Genomic DNA, 16,124 nt, shown 5'->3' on the forward strand with positions numbered 1-16,124 from the left:
TCTAGCTCTTGATGTACGGTTCGCCGGATGCTGCGGGCGGACGCGAGCGTCCGACCAGGCCCGCGACCGCGAAGATCGTGACGATGTACGGCAGCATGAGCATGAACTGGCTGGGCACTGGCGAACCGATCACCTTCAGCACCCCCTGCAGGTTCGAGGCGAAGCCGAACAGCAGCGCCGCGAGCGTCGCGCGCACCGGGTCCCACTTGCCGAAGATCACGGCGGCCAGTGCGATATAACCGGCACCGCCGGTCATCTCGCGCCCGAACTCGGGGTTGGTGACCAGTGTGTAGAACGCGCCGCCCATACCGGCGATCGCGCCGGCGAGCATCATGTTTCCGTAACGCGTGCGCTCGACCTTGATGCCGACGGTGTCGGCGGCCTGCGGGTGCTCGCCGACGGCGCGCAGACGCAGACCCCAGCGGGTGCGGTAGAGACCGAACCAGACGACGAAGACCGTGACGTACATGATGTAGACGATGATCGTCTGGCGGAAGAGCACCGGCCCCAGGACCGGGATCTCGCTCAGGACCGGGATCGGGATCACCGGGAACAGCTTCGGCGCGTTGAGCTCCGCAGCGTTCGGGTTCAGCACCTGGCGGTACAGGAACGTCGTGAGACCCGCGACGAGCACGTTCAGAACGACTCCGACGATGACCTGGTTCACGTAGTAGGTGATCGCGAAGACCGCGAGTACCAGCGAGACGAGGACGCCCGCCGCCATCGCGGCGATGAGCCCGGCCCACGCGCTTCCGGTGGCGGAGCTGACGAGGGCGGCCATGAAGGCGCCCGCGAGCAGCTGCGCCTCGATGGCGATGTTGACGACGCCGACGCGTTCGCCGATCACGCCGCCGAGGGCTCCGAAGATCAGCGGCGTCGCGAGGGCGAGAGCACCGCCGAGCAGACCGATCATCGGCAGTGTGCCTCCCGCGGAGGCCCAGGCGAGGAAGCCGACGAGCAGGATCACGACGTAGACGACGGTCAGCCACAGCGGCAGCAGCCGGTGCGCGCGGGTCCAGATGATCGAGACGACGGTCACCACGGCCATCAGCGCGGCGCACACCCAGGCGGTCGCCGTTGCAGGCAGCACGAGCTCGGGCAGCTGGATCGCGGCCTCGGCCGAGCGCACGAGACGGAAGGTGCTCACACCCTCACGCGGGACGAGCAACGGCAGCAGGGCGAACAGCACGGTGAAGATCCCGAAGATGATCGGGGCCTTCCAGGACGTGACGGTGACGTGGCGCTGTTCATCGCTCACGACCGCTTCGGCGGTGATGCTCATGCGGACACCTCCTCGGCGATCTGCGCCGCGTTCTTCTTCGGCGGCTTGGGTTTCTTCGTCTTGCGTCGGGCTCCCGGCTGCGGCAGACCGAAGATCGCGCGCACCAGCGGAGGCGCCGCGATGAACAGGACGATCAGCGACTGCACGACGAGCACGATCTCGATCGGGACGTTCTCCGAGGCCTGCATCGCGAATCCACCGGCCTTGAACGCTCCGAACAGGATGCCTGCCGCGAGGATGCCCAGCGGCGTCGAGCGGCCGAGCAGCGCCACGGTGATCGCATCGAAGCCGATGCCGGCATCGATGTCGCCACCGAAGCCGGTCGTGACGGTGCCGAGCATCTGGCTGACGCCGGCGATGCCCACCAGGCCTCCGGCGAACAGCATCACGAGGAAGTACATCTTGCCGACGCTGATTCCCGCCGTCTTCGCCGCAGCCGGGTTCTCCCCGACCGCGCGGAAACGGAAGCCCAGGCTCGAGCGCTCCAGCAGCCACCAGGTGAATGCGACGGCGATGAGGGCGAGGATGAATCCGGCGTGCAGCTTGTACTGCGAACCGAGGATGCCGGGCAGGATCGCCGACTCCGCCATCGCGGCGGTCTTCGGGTTGCTGGATCCGGGTGCCTGGAGGATGCCGGGGGTCGCCAGCATCCAGGCCAGGAGGTAGAAGCCGATGTGGTTGAGCATGATCGTCACGATCACCTCGTGCGCGCCCGTTCGCGCCTTCAGGATTCCGGCGATGCCGGCCCAGATCGCACCCGCGAGGATTCCCGCGACGACCGCGACGATCATGTGCAGCGGCCAGGGCAGGTTCATGCTGGTTCCGACCCAGCCGGCGGCGGCCGCGGCCATGAGCATCTGCCCCTGGCCGCCGATGTTGAACAGACCGGCGCGGAACGCGAGCCCGACGCCGAGGCCCGCGGCGATCAGCGGCGTCGCGAACTTCAGGGTCTCGGTGAACGGCTTGATGCCGGCGGCGAACCCGTCGACGCGGAAGTTGTAGATCGCGCCCTGGAAGAGCGCGACATAGGCACCGGAGATCGCCGACCACACGGCCGCGAGCATGTCGCCCGGACGCGCGAAGAAGTACCCGGCGGTGCGCTGCACCTCGGAATCGGTGAACGCGATCATGATCGAGCCCGCGACGAGGGCGAGCACGACAGACAGCAGCGAGATCATTCCGTTTCCGGTCGACACGCGGTGCCAGGCCTCGTGCCACTTGGACGGGTCCGGCGCGGTGTCGTCCTTGCCGAAGTCCGCCGGCGGGGCGAGGTTCGGCTTCAGTTCGGGGCCGGTCATGCGCGGGTCTCCTCGGTCGGGGTGGTCGCCGATTCGCTCGGCACAGCCACGGCGGTCGTATCGGTCTCGACCATGCCGGCCATCATCAGGCCCAGCTGCTCGCGGGAGGTGTCGCCGGGGACGATGCCGACGACCTTTCCGCGGTACATGACCATGATGCGGTCGGCGAGGGCCGCGACCTCATCGAGCTCGGTCGAGATGACGACGACGGGGATGCCGGAGTCGCGGGTGTCGATGATGCGCTTGTGGATGAATTCGATGGATCCGACGTCGACGCCACGGGTCGGCTGCGCGGCGACGAACAGCGACAGATCACGGCTCAGCTCGCGGGCGAGAACCACCTTCTGCTGATTTCCGCCGGAAAGCCGACCGGCCGCCTGCACGGGTCCCTGCGTACGGATGTCGAACTCGGTGATCTTCTCGCGCGCGAACGCGTCGAGGATGCCGCGCTGAACCGTACCCGCGGTGACGAAGGGAGCACCGACCGAGCGGTCGAGCATGAGGTTCTCGGCGATCGAGAACTCCTTGACGATGCCGTCGACGCTGCGGTCCTCGGGGACGAAGCCCACGCCCTCGTCGAGGATGCCGCGCACGGAGCGTCCGATGAGCTCGCGTCCGTTCAGCGTGATGCTGCCGGCGACGCGCTCCTGGAGGCCGACGATCGCCTCGGTGAGCTCCGTCTGTCCGTTGCCCTGCACACCGGCGATCGCGAGGACCTCCCCGGCTCGCACCGTGAAGGAGACGTCGTCGACCGTCACGGTCCCGGCGGAGTCCGTCACCGTGAGGTTCTCGACGACGAGCGCTTCGGCGCCGAGCTTCGGGGCGTCCTTCTGGACGGTGAGCTCGACGGCGCGACCGACCATGAGCGAGGCGAGTTCCTCGTTGCCGGCGGTCGGCGAGGCCTCTCCGACGACCTTTCCGAGGCGGATCACGGTGATGCGGTCCGCGACCTCGCGGACCTCGCGCAGCTTGTGAGTGATGAAGACGATGGAAGTGCCGGAGTCCTTGAGCTGGCGCATCGTCGCCATCAGCTCATCGGTCTCCTGCGGCGTGAGCACCGCGGTCGGCTCATCGAACACGAGAACCTTCGCATCGCGCGACAGAGCCTTGATGATCTCGACGCGCTGCTGAACGCCCACGGGCAGGTCTTCGACGACGGCATCCGGGTCGACCTGGAACCCGAAGCGATCCGAGATCTCGCGCACCATCGCGCGTGCGGCCGCCAGGTCCAGGCGCCCGCCGAAGCGGGTCTTCTCATGCCCGAGCATGACGTTCTCGGCCACGGTGAAGACGGGGATCAGCATGAAATGCTGGTGCACCATGCCGATGCCGGCCGCCATCGCATCGCCGGGGCCGGCGAAGTCCTGAGCCACGTCGTCGAGGAGGATCTCGCCCTCATCGGCCTGGTACAGGCCGTACAGGACGTTCATCAACGTCGACTTCCCGGCGCCGTTCTCTCCGAGCAGGCAGTGGATCTCACCGGGCTCGATCGTCAGGTCGATGTGGTCGTTGGCCGTCAGCGCGCCGAATCTCTTCGTGATGCCGCGCAGTTCTAGCTTCATATGTCAGATCCTAATCAGCAAAGATGCTTCCGCCCAGGCTCCGATCGGGAGCCTGGCATAGGTGAGGGGAGGTCGGCGGGTGGCCGACCTCCCCTCTTCAATCGTCCTCGATCAGTCGAGGTACGAGGTGACGGTGATGTCACCGTCGATGATCTGCTGCTGCAGGTCCTGAACAGCGGCCCACAGCTCGGGGTCGACCTTGTCCTGGAAGTTGTGCAGCTCGGCCAGGCCGACGCCCTCGTTCTCCAGCGTTCCGACGTAGGTCGCGGCGTCGAACTCATCGTTGGCGCTGGACATGACGGCCTCGTAGGTGGAGAGCTTCATGTCCTTGAGGATCGACGTCAGCACGTAGTCCTCGGTGTTCGGGTCGGTGACGAACAGGTCGGCGTCCACACCGACGAGAGCGATGTCGCGGCCGGATTCCTTGATGGCCTGCAGAGCCGACTGGTAGACCGGTCCGCCGACGGGCAGCAGCACGTCGACGCCCTGGTCGATGATGTTCTGAGCGACGGTCTTCGCCTCGGGGCCGGCCTCGAAACCGCCCGTGAACGAGCCGGACGTGCCGTCCCAGCCGACGACGGCGACGTCGGCGCCGTTCTCTTCGTTGTAGTACTGAACGCCCTGGTAGAAGCCGTCCATGAAGATCGTGACGGTCGGGAACTCCATGCCGCCGAACGTGCCGACCTTGCCGGACTCGGAGTAACCGGCCGACAGGTAGCCGGCGAGGAACGCGGCCTCGGCGGTGTTGTACAGCAGCGGCTTGACGTTGTCGGCGTCGGTGGTGCCGTCGTAGTTGTTGTCTGCGGCGTCGTCGACGAGGATGAAGTCGACGCCCTCGTTGGCGTTCGCGGCCTCGACCGTTGCGGCGGACAGCGCGAAGCCGACCGAGACGATCGCGTCGCAGCCCTGCGAGATGAGGCTCTCGAGGTTCGGGGCGAAGTCGGTCTCCGAGTTGGACTCGACGCTCTTGGGCGTGACGTTAACCTCTTCGGCCGCCTGGACCATGCCTTCGTACGAGAGCTGGTTGAACGACTTGTCGTCGAATCCGCCCTGATCCGAGACGATGCAGGGCAGGAAGTCGATGGACTCTCCGCCACCGGCGTTGTTGTCCTCCGGTGCTGCGCCGCAGCCGGCGAGAGAGACGGCGACACCGGTCGCCACGAGCACGGCGAATGCGCGCTTCTGGGTGGAAATGGTCACGTAAGCCTCCACGACTACTGGCCCGCGCCGATCGCGTGGCCCCACAGCCCAAATTACCGACTGTTACCGCACCATTGACCGCACGCGCGGTTAATGGTTACAAACTCGCAATAGATCCCGGCCGTGCACGTCAGAGGACGTCGCCGCGGCCCGTCAGCTTGAGCGATTCGACGACGCCCTTCACCCGCTGCGCATGCTCCGTCGTCGTCACCAGCAACGCGTCCGGGGTATCGACCACCACGATGTCCTGAACACCGACCAGACTGATCACGCGGGAGGTCTGGCTGACGAGGATCCCGGTCGCCGCATCCGAGAGGACCCGGGCGCGCGGCCCGAGCACCGCGAGATCGTTCTTGCGACCGTTGGAGATGAGCTTGGTCAACGAGGCGAAGTCCCCCACGTCGTCCCAGTCGAAGTGCCCCGGGATCACCGCCAGGCGACCCTTATCGGCGGCGGGCTCGGCCACGGCGTAGTCGATAGCGATCTTCTTCAGGCGCGGCCACACACGATCAACGGCTGGCCCGCGACGGTCACGGTCGTCCCAGGCCTCGGCGAGCTCGAGCAGTCCGGCATGCAGCTCGGGCTCATTGGCGGCGAGCTCATCGAGAAGCACGCTCGCCTTCGCGATGAACATGCCCGCGTTCCAGAGGAAGGAGCGATCCGCGTAGTACTCCTTGGCCGTGTCGAGGTCGGGCTTCTCGACGAAGCGCTCGACCATCGCGGCCTCCGGGGCGCCCTCGACATCGAGCTCCTCGCCCTTGCGGATGTATCCGAAGCCGACGGACGGCTCCGAGGGCTGGATGCCGATCGTGCAGATGTAGCCGGCGCGGGCCACGGCGACCGCCTGCTGCACCGCGAACTCGAATGTGCGCGTACCGCGGATCACGTGGTCGGCTGCGAAGGAGCCGATGATCACGTCCGGGTCGCGACGATGCAGGATCGCGGCGGCAAGGCCGATCGCGGCCGCCGACTCGCGCGGTTCGGACTCGAGGAAGACGTTCCTATCGGGGATCCCCGGGAGCGCCGCTTCGACGGCGGCGCGATGGGCGCGTCCGGTCACGACCGCGATTCTGTCCGTGCCGGAGAGAGGAGAAAGTCGGTCCCACGTGTCGCGCAGCAAGGAGTTCCCCGAACCGGTCAGGTCGTGGAGGAACTTCGGAGCGTCCGCCCGCGACAGCGGCCACAGCCGGCTTCCGATGCCACCGGCGGGGATCACTGCGTAGAAATGGTCGAACGGGTCGCTCATGCCTCCAGCGTAGCCCGGTGGGAAATCTCGACATCAAGATAGTTAGGCAACCCTTCCTCGTCCAGATCTCGGAACGGGAATAGGATGGGACGCGATCGGGCAGCCCTGTCGTCAGTTCGGACCCCAGGATGCAACCGACCTCGCATCGATCAGGGAGGACGACCGTGTCCGCAGGCACTCGCTTGACACCGTCGATTTCGGAAACCACTTCCAAGGCACCGCGCGGCACCCTCTACCGGGGTCGCGAGGGCATGTGGTCGTGGGTGCTTCATCGCATCACCGGAGTCGCCATCTTCTTCTTCCTGCTGGTCCACGTTCTGGACACAGCACTCATCCGGGTATCCCCCGAGGCGTACAACGCCGTGATCGGAACGTACAAGAACCCGATCATGGCGCTCGGGGAAGTCGTGCTCGTCGCCGGCATCGTGTTCCACGCGATCAACGGCCTGCGCATCATCCTCGTCGACTTCTGGTCGAAGGGTGCACGCTTCCAGCGCCAGCTGTTCTGGGGCGTGCTCGCCGTCTGGGTGATCGTCATGGCCGGCTTCGTGCCCCGCCACCTCATGCTCGCGTTCGCAGGATTCGGAGCCCACTGATGTCTGCTCAGACCGCCGTCGCCCCGGCACGCCGTCGCCGCGGCATCAACCTCGAGAAGTGGGGCTGGGTGTTCATGCGAGCATCCGGCGTCGTGCTGATCGTCCTCATCTTCGGGCACCTGTTCATCAACCTCATGGTCGGTGACGGCATCCACGCCCTCGACTTCGCATTCATCGCCGGCAAGTTCGCCACACCGTTCTGGCAGTGGTGGGACGTGCTGATGCTGTGGCTGGCATTCATCCACGGCGGCAACGGCATGCGCACGATCGTCAACGACTACGTGACGAACGAGAAGGCCCGCAAGGCCCTCGTCTGGGCCATCGGCCTCGCCGCGGCCCTCATGATCGTTCTGGGCACCCTTGTCGTCTTCACCTTCGACCCCTGCCTCGGCGTGACCGAGTCGAGCACGCTCTGGGAGTCGTGCGTCGCCCTGGGTGTCGTCGGAAACTGAGAAAAGAGCAACGAGAAGTGACTACTGAGACGCAGGATTCCGTCGTTCGCGATGGCGTTCACTACCACCAGTTCGACGTCGTCATCGTCGGCGCCGGCGGAGCGGGGATGCGCGCCGCCATCGAGGCCGGTCCCGGCGCGAAGACCGCGGTGATCTCCAAGCTTTACCCGACGCGCTCGCACACCGGTGCGGCGCAGGGCGGTATGGCCGCGGCGCTGGCGAACGTCGAAGAGGACAGCTGGGAGTGGCACACCTTCGACACCGTCAAGGGCGGCGACTACCTCGTCGACCAGGATGCGGCCGAGATCCTCGCGAAGGAGGCCATCGACGCGGTCATCGACCTCGAGAACATGGGCCTGCCCTTCAACCGCACCCCCGAGGGCAAGATCGACCAGCGGCGCTTCGGCGGCCACACCGCCGAGCACGGCAAGACCCCGGTCCGCCGTGCCTGCTATGCCGCCGACCGCACGGGCCACATGATCCTGCAGACGCTGTTCCAGAACTGCGTCAAGCTCGGCATCAACTTCTTCAACGAGTTCTACGTCCTCGACCTCATCACGGTCAAGGACGACGAGGGAAACATCGGCGTCGCCGGTGTCGTCGCCTACGACCTCGCCACCGGCGAGCTCCACGTCTTCCAGGCCAAGTCCGTCGTCTTCGCGACCGGCGGCTTCGGCAAGATCTTCAAGACGACCTCCAACGCGCACACCCTGACGGGCGACGGCGTCGGCATCATCTGGCGCAAGAACCTGCCCCTCGAGGACATGGAGTTCTTCCAGTTCCACCCGACCGGACTCGCCGGTCTCGGCATCCTCCTCACCGAGGGCGCCCGCGGTGAGGGTGCCATCCTGCGCAATGAGTCGGGTGAGCGCTTCATGGAGCGCTACGCCCCCACCATCAAGGACCTCGCACCCCGCGACATCGTCGCGCGGTCCATGGTCCAGGAGGTCCTCGACGGACGAGGCGCCGGTCCGCACAAGGACTACGTCTACCTCGACTGCACCCACCTGGGCGCCGAGGTCCTCGAGACGAAGCTCCCCGACATCACCGAGTTCGCCCGCACCTACCTGGGCGTCGACCCGGTGACCGACCCGGTCCCCGTCATGCCGACCGCGCACTACGCGATGGGCGGCATCCCGACGAACAACGATGCCGAGGTCCTCTCCGACAACAACACCGTCGTGCCGGGCCTCTACGCCGCCGGCGAGTGCGCGTGCGTCTCGGTGCACGGCTCGAACCGCCTCGGCACCAACTCGCTGCTCGACATCAACGTCTTCGGCAAGCGCGCCGGCAACAACGCCGTCGCCTACGCCAAGACGGCCGAGTTCGTCCCGCTGCCGGAGAACCCGGCGGGCTTCGTCAAGGACATGATCGAGAACCTGCGCAACAGCAACGGCACCGAGCGCGTCGCCGTGCTGCGCAAGAAACTCCAGGACGAGATGGACCGCGGCGCCCAGGTGTTCCGCACCCACGAGTCCCTCGAGCACGTTCTCGGCGTCATCGCCGAGCTGCGCGAGCGCTACAAGAACGTCTACGTCGACGACAAGGGCCACCGGTTCAACACCGATCTGCTCGAGGCCGTCGAGCTGGGCTTCCTCCTCGACATCGCCGAGGTCGTCGTCTACGCCGCGCAGAACCGCGAGGAGAGCCGTGGCGGCCACATGCGCGACGACTTCCCCAAGCGCGATGACGAGAACTACATGAAGCACACCATGGCCTACCTGACGGGCGACCCGCACTCGTCGACGCCGTCCGACCACATCAAGCTCGATTGGAAGCCGGTCGTCCAGACCCGCTACCAGCCGATGGAGAGGAAGTACTGAGATGTCCACCGCTGTCGCAGAGACCCCTGCTGCCGCTGACCCGGCCATCCAGTCGTTCCTCGTCACCTTCATCGTGCGCCGCTTCGACCCCGAGGTCGATGAAGAGCCGCGCTGGGTCGACTACGACGTCGAGCTGTTCGCGACCGACCGCGTGCTCGACGCGCTGCACAAGATCAAGTGGGAGGTCGATGGCTCGCTGTCGTTCCGCCGCTCCTGTGCGCACGGCATCTGCGGTTCTGACGCCATGCGCATCAACGGGCGCAACCGTCTCGCCTGCAAGACGCTGATCAAGGACCTCGACATCTCGAAGCCGATCTACGTCGAGGCCATCAAGGGCCTTCCCCTCGAGAAGGACCTCATCGTCGACATGGAGCCGTTCTTCGCCTCCTACCGCGAGGTGCAGCCCTTCCTCGTCGCCAGCTCCACCCCCGAGAAGGGCAAGGAGCGCACGCAGTCGATCGCCGACCGCGCGATCTTCGACGACACGACCAAGTGCATCCTGTGCGCCGCGTGCACCTCGTCCTGCCCCGTCTTCTGGACGGACGGACAGTACTTCGGTCCCGCCGCGATCGTCAACGCGCACCGCTTCATCTTCGACTCCCGCGATGACAACGCCGAGGTCCGCCTCGACATCCTCAACGACAAGGAGGGCGTCTGGCGCTGCCGCACGACCTTCAACTGCTCCGAGGCGTGCCCGCGTGGCATCGAGGTCACCAAGGCGATCGCCGAGGTCAAGCAGGCTGTTCTGCGCGGCCGTCCCTGACACCGCGCCTCCGCTTCACGGACACGCCCCCACCCTGCAATAGGGTGGGGGCGTGTCTGATTCTCCGGGCCCGTCCTCCGAAGCCGGGCGTCTCGATGCCGCAGTCGAGCGCGCCGGCGATCTGACCCGGCGCACGCTCGAACTCTTCCCCGTGCGCGTCTGGCGGCATTTCCTGCAGAACAACGGCTTCCTCCTCGCGGCCGGTGTGAGTTATCAGGCGCTGTTCGCGATCTTCGCCGCCATCTACCTGGCCTTCGCGATCGCCGGGATCTGGCTGGGCGGGAGCCCGGATGCCGTGAATGCGCTCATCGGCGTCATCAACAGCTACATCCCCGATCTCATCAGCAAGGACAGCAAGTTCGCCACTCCCGAGCAAGCGCATGAGATCGCCCGGAGCACGACGAGCGTGCTGACCCTGACGGGTCTGGTCGCTCTCGGCGCAGTCGTGTGGACGGCGATCGGCTGGGTGACCTTCTCCCGGCGCGCGGTCCGGGACATGTTCGGCCTCCCCCCGGACATGCGCAACTTCATCATCTTGAAGGCGCGGGATCTGCTGGCCGCCGTGATCTTCGGCATATCCCTGATCGTCGGAGCCGCACTCAGCTACACCAGCGCCGCGGTGCTGCGCTGGGTACTCCAGATGCTCGGCTGGGATTCCGGCTCCACCAGCCTGAACCTCCTCATCCGGATCGGCACGGTGATCGTGTCGTTCGCGATCATGACTTGCGCCCTGGCGGCCATGGTGCGCTTCCTCACCGGAACAGCGCTGCACTGGCGGACGATCTGGCCCGGAGCGATGCTCGGCGGCGGCGCCATGACGTTCCTGCAGTTCGGCGTCGGCTTCCTCGTCAGCTACACCCCCTCCAATCCGCTTCTGGCGACGTTCGCCATATTCATCGGTCTGCTGCTGTGGTTCCGGGTGATCGGAGTGGTCATGCTCATCGCCGCGGCATGGATCGCCGTGACCGCCCAGGATCGCGACCAGCCTCTCCTGCGCCAGTCGGAGTTCCAGCGCCAGGAGCAGGAGTACCAGGCTCTCGTCGTCGCCGCCCGGATCCGCCTGCGTGATGCGACGGATGCCCGGAGCTCGTCCCCCTGGTTCCGCCACTGGTCGGCGTCGCACGCCGTGCGCTCCGCCGAGAGCGAGCTCGCCGAACTCCTCGACAACCCGCCCCGCCAGACCACCCCCGAGACGGCTTCGCCGCGGCGGTTGCTCACGGAGCTGTTCCGGGGCGAAGGCGGTGTCCGCGCCCCTCGCTAGGCTGGAGGAATGGCTCATCTCCGCGTCGCCTCAGTGAACGTCAACGGCATCCGTGCCGCCGCCCGCAACGGCATGAGCGGTTGGCTCGATGCCGCCGATGTCGACATCCTCACCCTGCAGGAGGTGCGCGCCCAGGACGAACACCTCGAGGCAGCGCTTCCGGGCTGGCACATCATCCACGACGAGGCGACGGCGAAGGGCCGCGCCGGCGTCGCGATCGCCAGCCGCACGCCCGCACTGGCGCACCGCACCGATTTCGGCCCCGATGACTTCGATTCGAAGGGTCGCTGGATCGAGGGCGACTTCCTGCTCGGCGACCGTCCTCTGACCGTCGTGAGCGCGTATGTCCACTCCGGCGAGGCCGAGACCCCCAAGCAGATCGAGAAGTGGAAGTTCCTCGACGCGTTCGGTCCGCGTCTCGCGGAGCTCGGCGCCGACGATGCGCTCGCCGTCGTCACGGGCGATCTGAACGTCGGACACCGCCCCCTCGACATCAAGAATTGGAAGGGCAACGTCAAGAAGTCCGGCTATCTCGCGCGCGAGCGCGCCTACTTCGATCGGTTCCTCACTGCCGCCGGCGAAACGGTCATCGGCCAGGAGGGCATCGGGCGCGGAATGGTCGGCGAGCTCAGTGACACGCGAGTGCACATCTCAGAGACCGATGGTCCCGGTCTCGGCTGGGTCGACGTCGGCCGGCGCTTCCACGGAGAGGTCGAAGGCCCGTACACGTGGTGGTCGATGCGCGGTCAGGCCTTCGACAACGACACCGGCTGGCGGATCGACTACCACCTGGCCACTCCCCCGCTGGCCGAGCGCGTCGTCGACTACCGTGTCGCGCGTGCTGCGAGTTACGCCGAACGGTGGAGCGACCACGCCCCCGTCATCGTCGACTACGCGATCTGAGCGCCCTGCGGCTGTTCCGGTGCGATGCGATGCTCGTATCGGAACCAGCCGCGGTACTCCATGACCGTCCCCAGCAGAGGGTTGCGCATGCGCGCGGTGATCGTGCCTCGAGATCGCGCGCGGTCATATCCGTTCACGACGACGCCGTCGATCCCGAGCAGTCGCGGCAGACGGAGACGGTGTCCGCCGATGCGCGCACGGGTCGATCTCGTCGTCAAGCGCAGGGCGCCGTCCTCCATGACCGTCACGTCGAGGAGGATCTCGAGTCGACCACCATCGCCGACGATGTTGACGAGCGTGCCCGGTTCGCGTCCGAGACGCAGCACATCGTCGAAGCGCTCCAAGCCGCCCCGGAAGCGCAGGGCGCGCGAGGCCGCGAGCACGGGCAGGTCGGAGAGACCCTCCGCCGGGCGCTCGATGATCGTGAACGGGACATCGCGCTCATAGCGCGGAACCAGCAGCCCCGGGCCCATGAACGGCTGGGCGAGCCGCAGCATCCAGCGCCACGGGCTGCCGGCCACCTCGAACACGCCTTCCCCGACCCCGATCTCGCCGCGCGGCGGCCCCTCGACGTATGCACGCACCTCCGGGGCGAGGCGATCAGTCTGGGCGCCGAGCGCGCGCAGGAACACCGAGCGTTCGTGCGTCACTCGCGCCGCTCCTCGCGATAGGGCTTCACGGTCTCCGGGATCGCGGATGCCGGCGGATACGTGCAGGTGAACTCCCCGCGGTAGCCGAACAGCCGCCCGGACCAGCGGTTTCGCACTTCCAGGTCGATGACGAAGCATCCGCGCTCCTCGTCGTAGCGCTCCGTGAGGTCGGCGCGACCGCTCAGGAGCATCGGGAACCGGAACGCTATGGCCCCCTCGTAGAACCTCTGGGAGTGCGAGGTGAGCCGCAGGGAGCCATCCGGCGTGACCGACAGGTCGAGGTCGACGGCGAGGTGCTGATGGGTACCGAGGTAGTCGACGATCCGTCCACCCGCAGCGCTGTAGATCATCGTCGCGTCGAATCGGCGCCGACGCCGGTGGCCGACCCGCATGGTGCGCACGAAGGTGACCGTCTCGCGCCCGAAGCCATCGATGTACGGGAAGTTGTCGATCTGGAAGGGCACATCGCTCGCCCGCTCGGGGAACATGATGTTGCGCAGCGTGCCGAGCCGGAGGAAAGGGCACCGTCCACCAGGGGCCGCGTCGAAGCTCGGTCATGACGCCTCGGCCGATGCATCCGTACCCCGCGTCGACCCCGACGCCGAAACGGCGCTGCAGCTGCGGGTGCAGACGTGTGAAGTCCTCGCCGAGAGCGCGTGCGAAGATGCTCGCCGCGTCGTCATCGTGAGATCTCGCCCAGGCTCACCGGCGCATCGTCCATGACATCTGCCCGCCGCCGCGAGACGGGACGGGACAGGCATCGTCCGGCACGCGGACGCACACGTCGGCCCGGGGGGAGGGCTCGCCACCAGGTGGTCTCCTCCGGGATGATGCCGGACTCGGCCCACAGCCGCAGCCGATCGAGGCTGCGGGCGGTCAGCCACCAGATGAAGGGGCGGATGACGAGCGGATCGAGCAGCTTGCCGAGGATCCCCCACCCCGGTGCGTAGTCATAGCCGGTGAGGAAGCGCACGCCCTCGGCCGTGGGGATGTATCGCCAGTAGCCGCGTCCGGCGCCCAGAGGCGAGAGCCGGTCGTCGCTGTCGAAGACGAGCGCCGATGTGCGCTCCCCTCCGCGGGCGGTCCGCGTGCCCTTCGAGATGCCGGTACCGCGGATCGTGTGCAGGCGCAGATCGAGCTCGTACCGGAATTCCTGCGATCCGTCTGCACGCTCCCGGGTGGGGAGGATCGCCGTGAAGCGCGCGTCCCAGCGCACGTGCGCCGTCGGGTCCTGGGTCAGCTCCCACACCCTTTCCAGCGGTGCGCGCACGAGGATCTCGACATAAAGCGGCGCCGTCGGGCGCCGACGACGGATGCGGGATGCCGGGGACACTGCCCCAGCGTAAGGCATCCGTCTCCCGGGGATGGTGCGGGCCCCTTCGGGAGCGCGCATAGAATCGATGTCGTGACCAAGCCTCGCCTTTACTCCGGAATGCAGCCCTCCGCCGACTCCCTCCAGATCGGCAACTACATCGGGGCGCTCCTCCAGTGGCGCGATCTGCAGGCCTCCTACGACGCCTACTTCTCGGTCGTCGACCTGCACGCCCTGACCGTGGCGCAGGACCCGGCCCAGCTGCGTGAGAAGACCCGCCGCACGGCGGCGCAGTATATCGCGGCGGGCATCGAGCCGTCGCAGTCCACACTGTACGTGCAGTCGCACGTGCGCGCTCACGCCGAGCTGGCGTGGATCCTCTCGACCATCACCGGTTTCGGCGAAGCCGGGCGCATGACGCAGTTCAAGGACAAGTCCTCGCGCTACGGAGCGGATGCCACGAGCGTCGGCCTGTTCACCTATCCGGTGCTCATGGCCGCCGACATCCTGCTCTACCAGACCGATGTCGTCCCGGTCGGCGACGACCAAAAGCAGCACGTCGAACTCACGCGCGACCTCGCCGAGCGCTTCAACTCGCGCTTCGGCGAGACCTTCGTCGTGCCGATGCCGGTCATCCAGAAGGAGACCGCGCGCATCTACGACCTGCAGAACCCGACGTCGAAGATGTCGAAGTCCGCGGAGAGCGAGGCGGGCGTGCTCTGGATGCTGGACGACCCGGCCAAGTCCGCGAAGAAGATCATGCGCGCCGTCACCGACAACGAGGGCGTCGTGCGCTTCGACCGCGAGAACAAGCCCGGCGTCTCCAACCTTCTGACGATCTACGCGGCCCTCACGGGACGCCAGATCGCAGCGATCGAGGACGAATACGCGGGACGCGGCTACGGCGACTTCAAGAAGGGCCTGGCCGAGGTCGTGGTCTCGGAGTTCGAGCCGGTTCGTGCCCGTGCGCTCGAGCTGCTCGATGACCCGGCCGAGCTGGACCGCATCCTCGCGGCGAACGCCGAACGCGCCGACGCGGTCGCCGACGAGACCCTCGCTCGCGTCTATGACCGGGTCGGACTCCTGCGTCGCGTGTGAGCCGCCCGCATAGGATGGAGCCGTGACTGATCCGCAGCTTCCTCCCCCCGGGCCGAGCACTCCCCTGCCTCCGGTGCCGCAGGCGTCCGCCCATCCGCAAGCGCCCGCATACCCGCAGGCGCCAACGGCAGCGCCCGCGTACCCGGCTCCGGGATACCCCGTCGCCCCTCCGTCGAGTCCTGCCGTGCAGGCGCCTCCCGGAGCATACGGGGCCCCCGTGGGCGGCTACGCCCTGGGCGACGGCGCCTACCAGCCGCCGTCCGCACCGGCGAAGAAGTCCCCGATGCCCGGCATCATCGCCCTGCTCCTGGGCGTCATCGCCGTCGTCGTCTCGCCCATCATGGCCAGCATCGCCGGATACCGCATCGGTTTCGGGATGCCGGGTGTGATCGAGGAGGACTACCTCGATATGACCGACGACGTGCTCTATCTGCTCTCGCCCGTGCGCAATGATGTCCTGCTCGGCGAGATCAGCTTCTGGATCGGTACCCTCGCGGGCATCGCCGCCATCATCGTGGGCATCATCGCGATCGTGAAGCGTGCCGGCCGCGGCTGGGCAATCACGGCCCTGGTGCTCGGCGTCATCGCACCGTTCATCTTCTTCCTGATGCTCGCCATCATGCTCGGGATCGGTGCGAGCGCCGGAGCGATCACCTACTACAGCTGAGGCGCCCACCT

16 protein-coding genes and 1 pseudogene are annotated in these 16,124 nt (G+C 67.1%); 8 read left to right on the top strand and 9 right to left on the bottom strand.

Annotation, left to right across the window (positions count from 1 at the left end; all coding sequences use genetic code 11):
- Position 1 precedes the first annotated feature (1 nt).
- The 5 genes from ACWAUG_RS05515 to ACWAUG_RS05535 form a co-directional block, all read right to left on the bottom strand.
- The gene (locus ACWAUG_RS05515) at positions 2 to 1,282 is read right to left on the bottom strand and encodes an ABC transporter permease (protein ID WP_460801769.1); all 1,281 of its coding nucleotides are present in this window, start codon (positions 1,280 to 1,282) and stop codon (positions 2 to 4) included.
- A complete protein-coding gene (locus tag ACWAUG_RS05520; RefSeq protein WP_460801770.1) occupies positions 1,279 to 2,580 on the bottom strand; it encodes an ABC transporter permease in 1,302 nt (433 codons plus the stop codon). Before ACWAUG_RS05520 ends, ACWAUG_RS05515 begins: the two co-directional genes overlap by 4 nt.
- A complete protein-coding gene (locus tag ACWAUG_RS05525; RefSeq protein WP_460801771.1) occupies positions 2,577 to 4,142 on the bottom strand; it encodes an ABC transporter ATP-binding protein in 1,566 nt (521 codons plus the stop codon). Before ACWAUG_RS05525 ends, ACWAUG_RS05520 begins: the two co-directional genes overlap by 4 nt.
- A 111-nt stretch (positions 4,143 to 4,253) precedes the next feature.
- On the bottom strand, positions 4,254 to 5,342 hold the full coding sequence (locus tag ACWAUG_RS05530) for a BMP family lipoprotein (RefSeq protein ID WP_460801772.1): 1,089 nt from the start codon (positions 5,340 to 5,342) through the stop codon (positions 4,254 to 4,256).
- A gap of 130 nt (positions 5,343 to 5,472) precedes the next feature.
- On the bottom strand, positions 5,473 to 6,588 hold the full coding sequence (locus ACWAUG_RS05535) for a mannose-1-phosphate guanylyltransferase (RefSeq protein WP_460801773.1): 1,116 nt from the start codon (positions 6,586 to 6,588) through the stop codon (positions 5,473 to 5,475).
- 164 nt (positions 6,589 to 6,752) lie between these two features.
- Here ACWAUG_RS05535 and sdhC point away from each other — a divergent pair, with 164 nt between their 5' ends.
- The 6 genes from sdhC to ACWAUG_RS05565 are packed head-to-tail and all read left to right on the top strand — an operon-like array spanning position 6,753 to position 12,386.
- A complete protein-coding gene (gene sdhC, locus ACWAUG_RS05540; protein WP_298037899.1) occupies positions 6,753 to 7,184 on the top strand; it encodes a succinate dehydrogenase, cytochrome b556 subunit in 432 nt (143 codons plus the stop codon).
- Entirely contained in the window at positions 7,184 to 7,636 is a 453-nt protein-coding gene (locus ACWAUG_RS05545) for a succinate dehydrogenase hydrophobic membrane anchor subunit (RefSeq protein ID WP_298037897.1), read from the top strand. Before sdhC ends, ACWAUG_RS05545 begins: the two co-directional genes overlap by 1 nt.
- 17 nt (positions 7,637 to 7,653) lie before the next feature.
- Positions 7,654 to 9,459 (top strand): succinate dehydrogenase flavoprotein subunit, encoded by a 1,806-nt coding sequence (gene sdhA / locus ACWAUG_RS05550; RefSeq protein WP_460801774.1) that lies wholly within the window; start codon positions 7,654 to 7,656, stop codon positions 9,457 to 9,459.
- Position 9,460: 1 nt separating this feature from the next.
- Positions 9,461 to 10,222: a succinate dehydrogenase iron-sulfur subunit gene (locus tag ACWAUG_RS05555; protein ID WP_298037892.1), complete on the top strand. Its 762-nt coding sequence runs from the start codon at positions 9,461 to 9,463 to the stop codon at positions 10,220 to 10,222.
- Positions 10,223 to 10,274: 52 nt separating this feature from the next.
- Positions 10,275 to 11,483: a YihY/virulence factor BrkB family protein gene (locus tag ACWAUG_RS05560; protein ID WP_460801775.1), complete on the top strand. Its 1,209-nt coding sequence runs from the start codon at positions 10,275 to 10,277 to the stop codon at positions 11,481 to 11,483.
- A gap of 9 nt (positions 11,484 to 11,492) precedes the next feature.
- Complete coding sequence (locus ACWAUG_RS05565; protein ID WP_460801776.1) at positions 11,493 to 12,386, top strand: exodeoxyribonuclease III; 894 nt, start codon at positions 11,493 to 11,495, stop codon at positions 12,384 to 12,386.
- On the opposite strand, the gene ACWAUG_RS05570 is transcribed toward ACWAUG_RS05565, so the two are convergent.
- The 4 genes and pseudogenes from ACWAUG_RS05570 to ACWAUG_RS05585 form a co-directional block, all read right to left on the bottom strand.
- Entirely contained in the window at positions 12,374 to 13,036 is a 663-nt protein-coding gene (locus tag ACWAUG_RS05570; protein WP_460801777.1) for a DUF4166 domain-containing protein, read from the bottom strand. The two genes, ACWAUG_RS05565 and ACWAUG_RS05570, sit on opposite strands and share 13 nt — an antisense overlap.
- Positions 13,033 to 13,524 (bottom strand): DUF4166 domain-containing protein, encoded by a 492-nt coding sequence (locus tag ACWAUG_RS05575; RefSeq protein WP_460801778.1) that lies wholly within the window; start codon positions 13,522 to 13,524, stop codon positions 13,033 to 13,035. The genes ACWAUG_RS05570 and ACWAUG_RS05575 overlap by 4 nt, the downstream gene beginning before the upstream one ends.
- Positions 13,525 to 13,561: 37 nt before the next feature.
- A pseudogene (locus ACWAUG_RS05580) lies at positions 13,562 to 13,702 on the bottom strand (DUF4166 domain-containing protein); the annotation flags it as partial.
- A 13-nt stretch (positions 13,703 to 13,715) separates the two neighbouring features.
- Positions 13,716 to 14,369, bottom strand: coding sequence for an SRPBCC family protein (locus tag ACWAUG_RS05585; RefSeq protein WP_460801779.1), 654 nt, complete (start codon positions 14,367 to 14,369; stop codon positions 13,716 to 13,718).
- Between the two features lie 72 nt (positions 14,370 to 14,441).
- On the opposite strand from ACWAUG_RS05585, the gene trpS reads away from it, so the two are divergent.
- Together trpS and ACWAUG_RS05595 are read left to right on the top strand one after the other, a co-directional pair.
- On the top strand, positions 14,442 to 15,446 hold the full coding sequence (trpS, locus tag ACWAUG_RS05590) for a tryptophan--tRNA ligase (RefSeq protein ID WP_298037879.1): 1,005 nt from the start codon (positions 14,442 to 14,444) through the stop codon (positions 15,444 to 15,446).
- A gap of 22 nt (positions 15,447 to 15,468) precedes the next feature.
- The gene (locus ACWAUG_RS05595) at positions 15,469 to 16,113 is read left to right on the top strand and encodes a hypothetical protein (protein WP_460801780.1); all 645 of its coding nucleotides are present in this window, start codon (positions 15,469 to 15,471) and stop codon (positions 16,111 to 16,113) included.
- Positions 16,114 to 16,124: the final 11 nt, after the last annotated feature.

Source organism: Microbacterium sp. GXF6406, assembly GCF_054798215.1.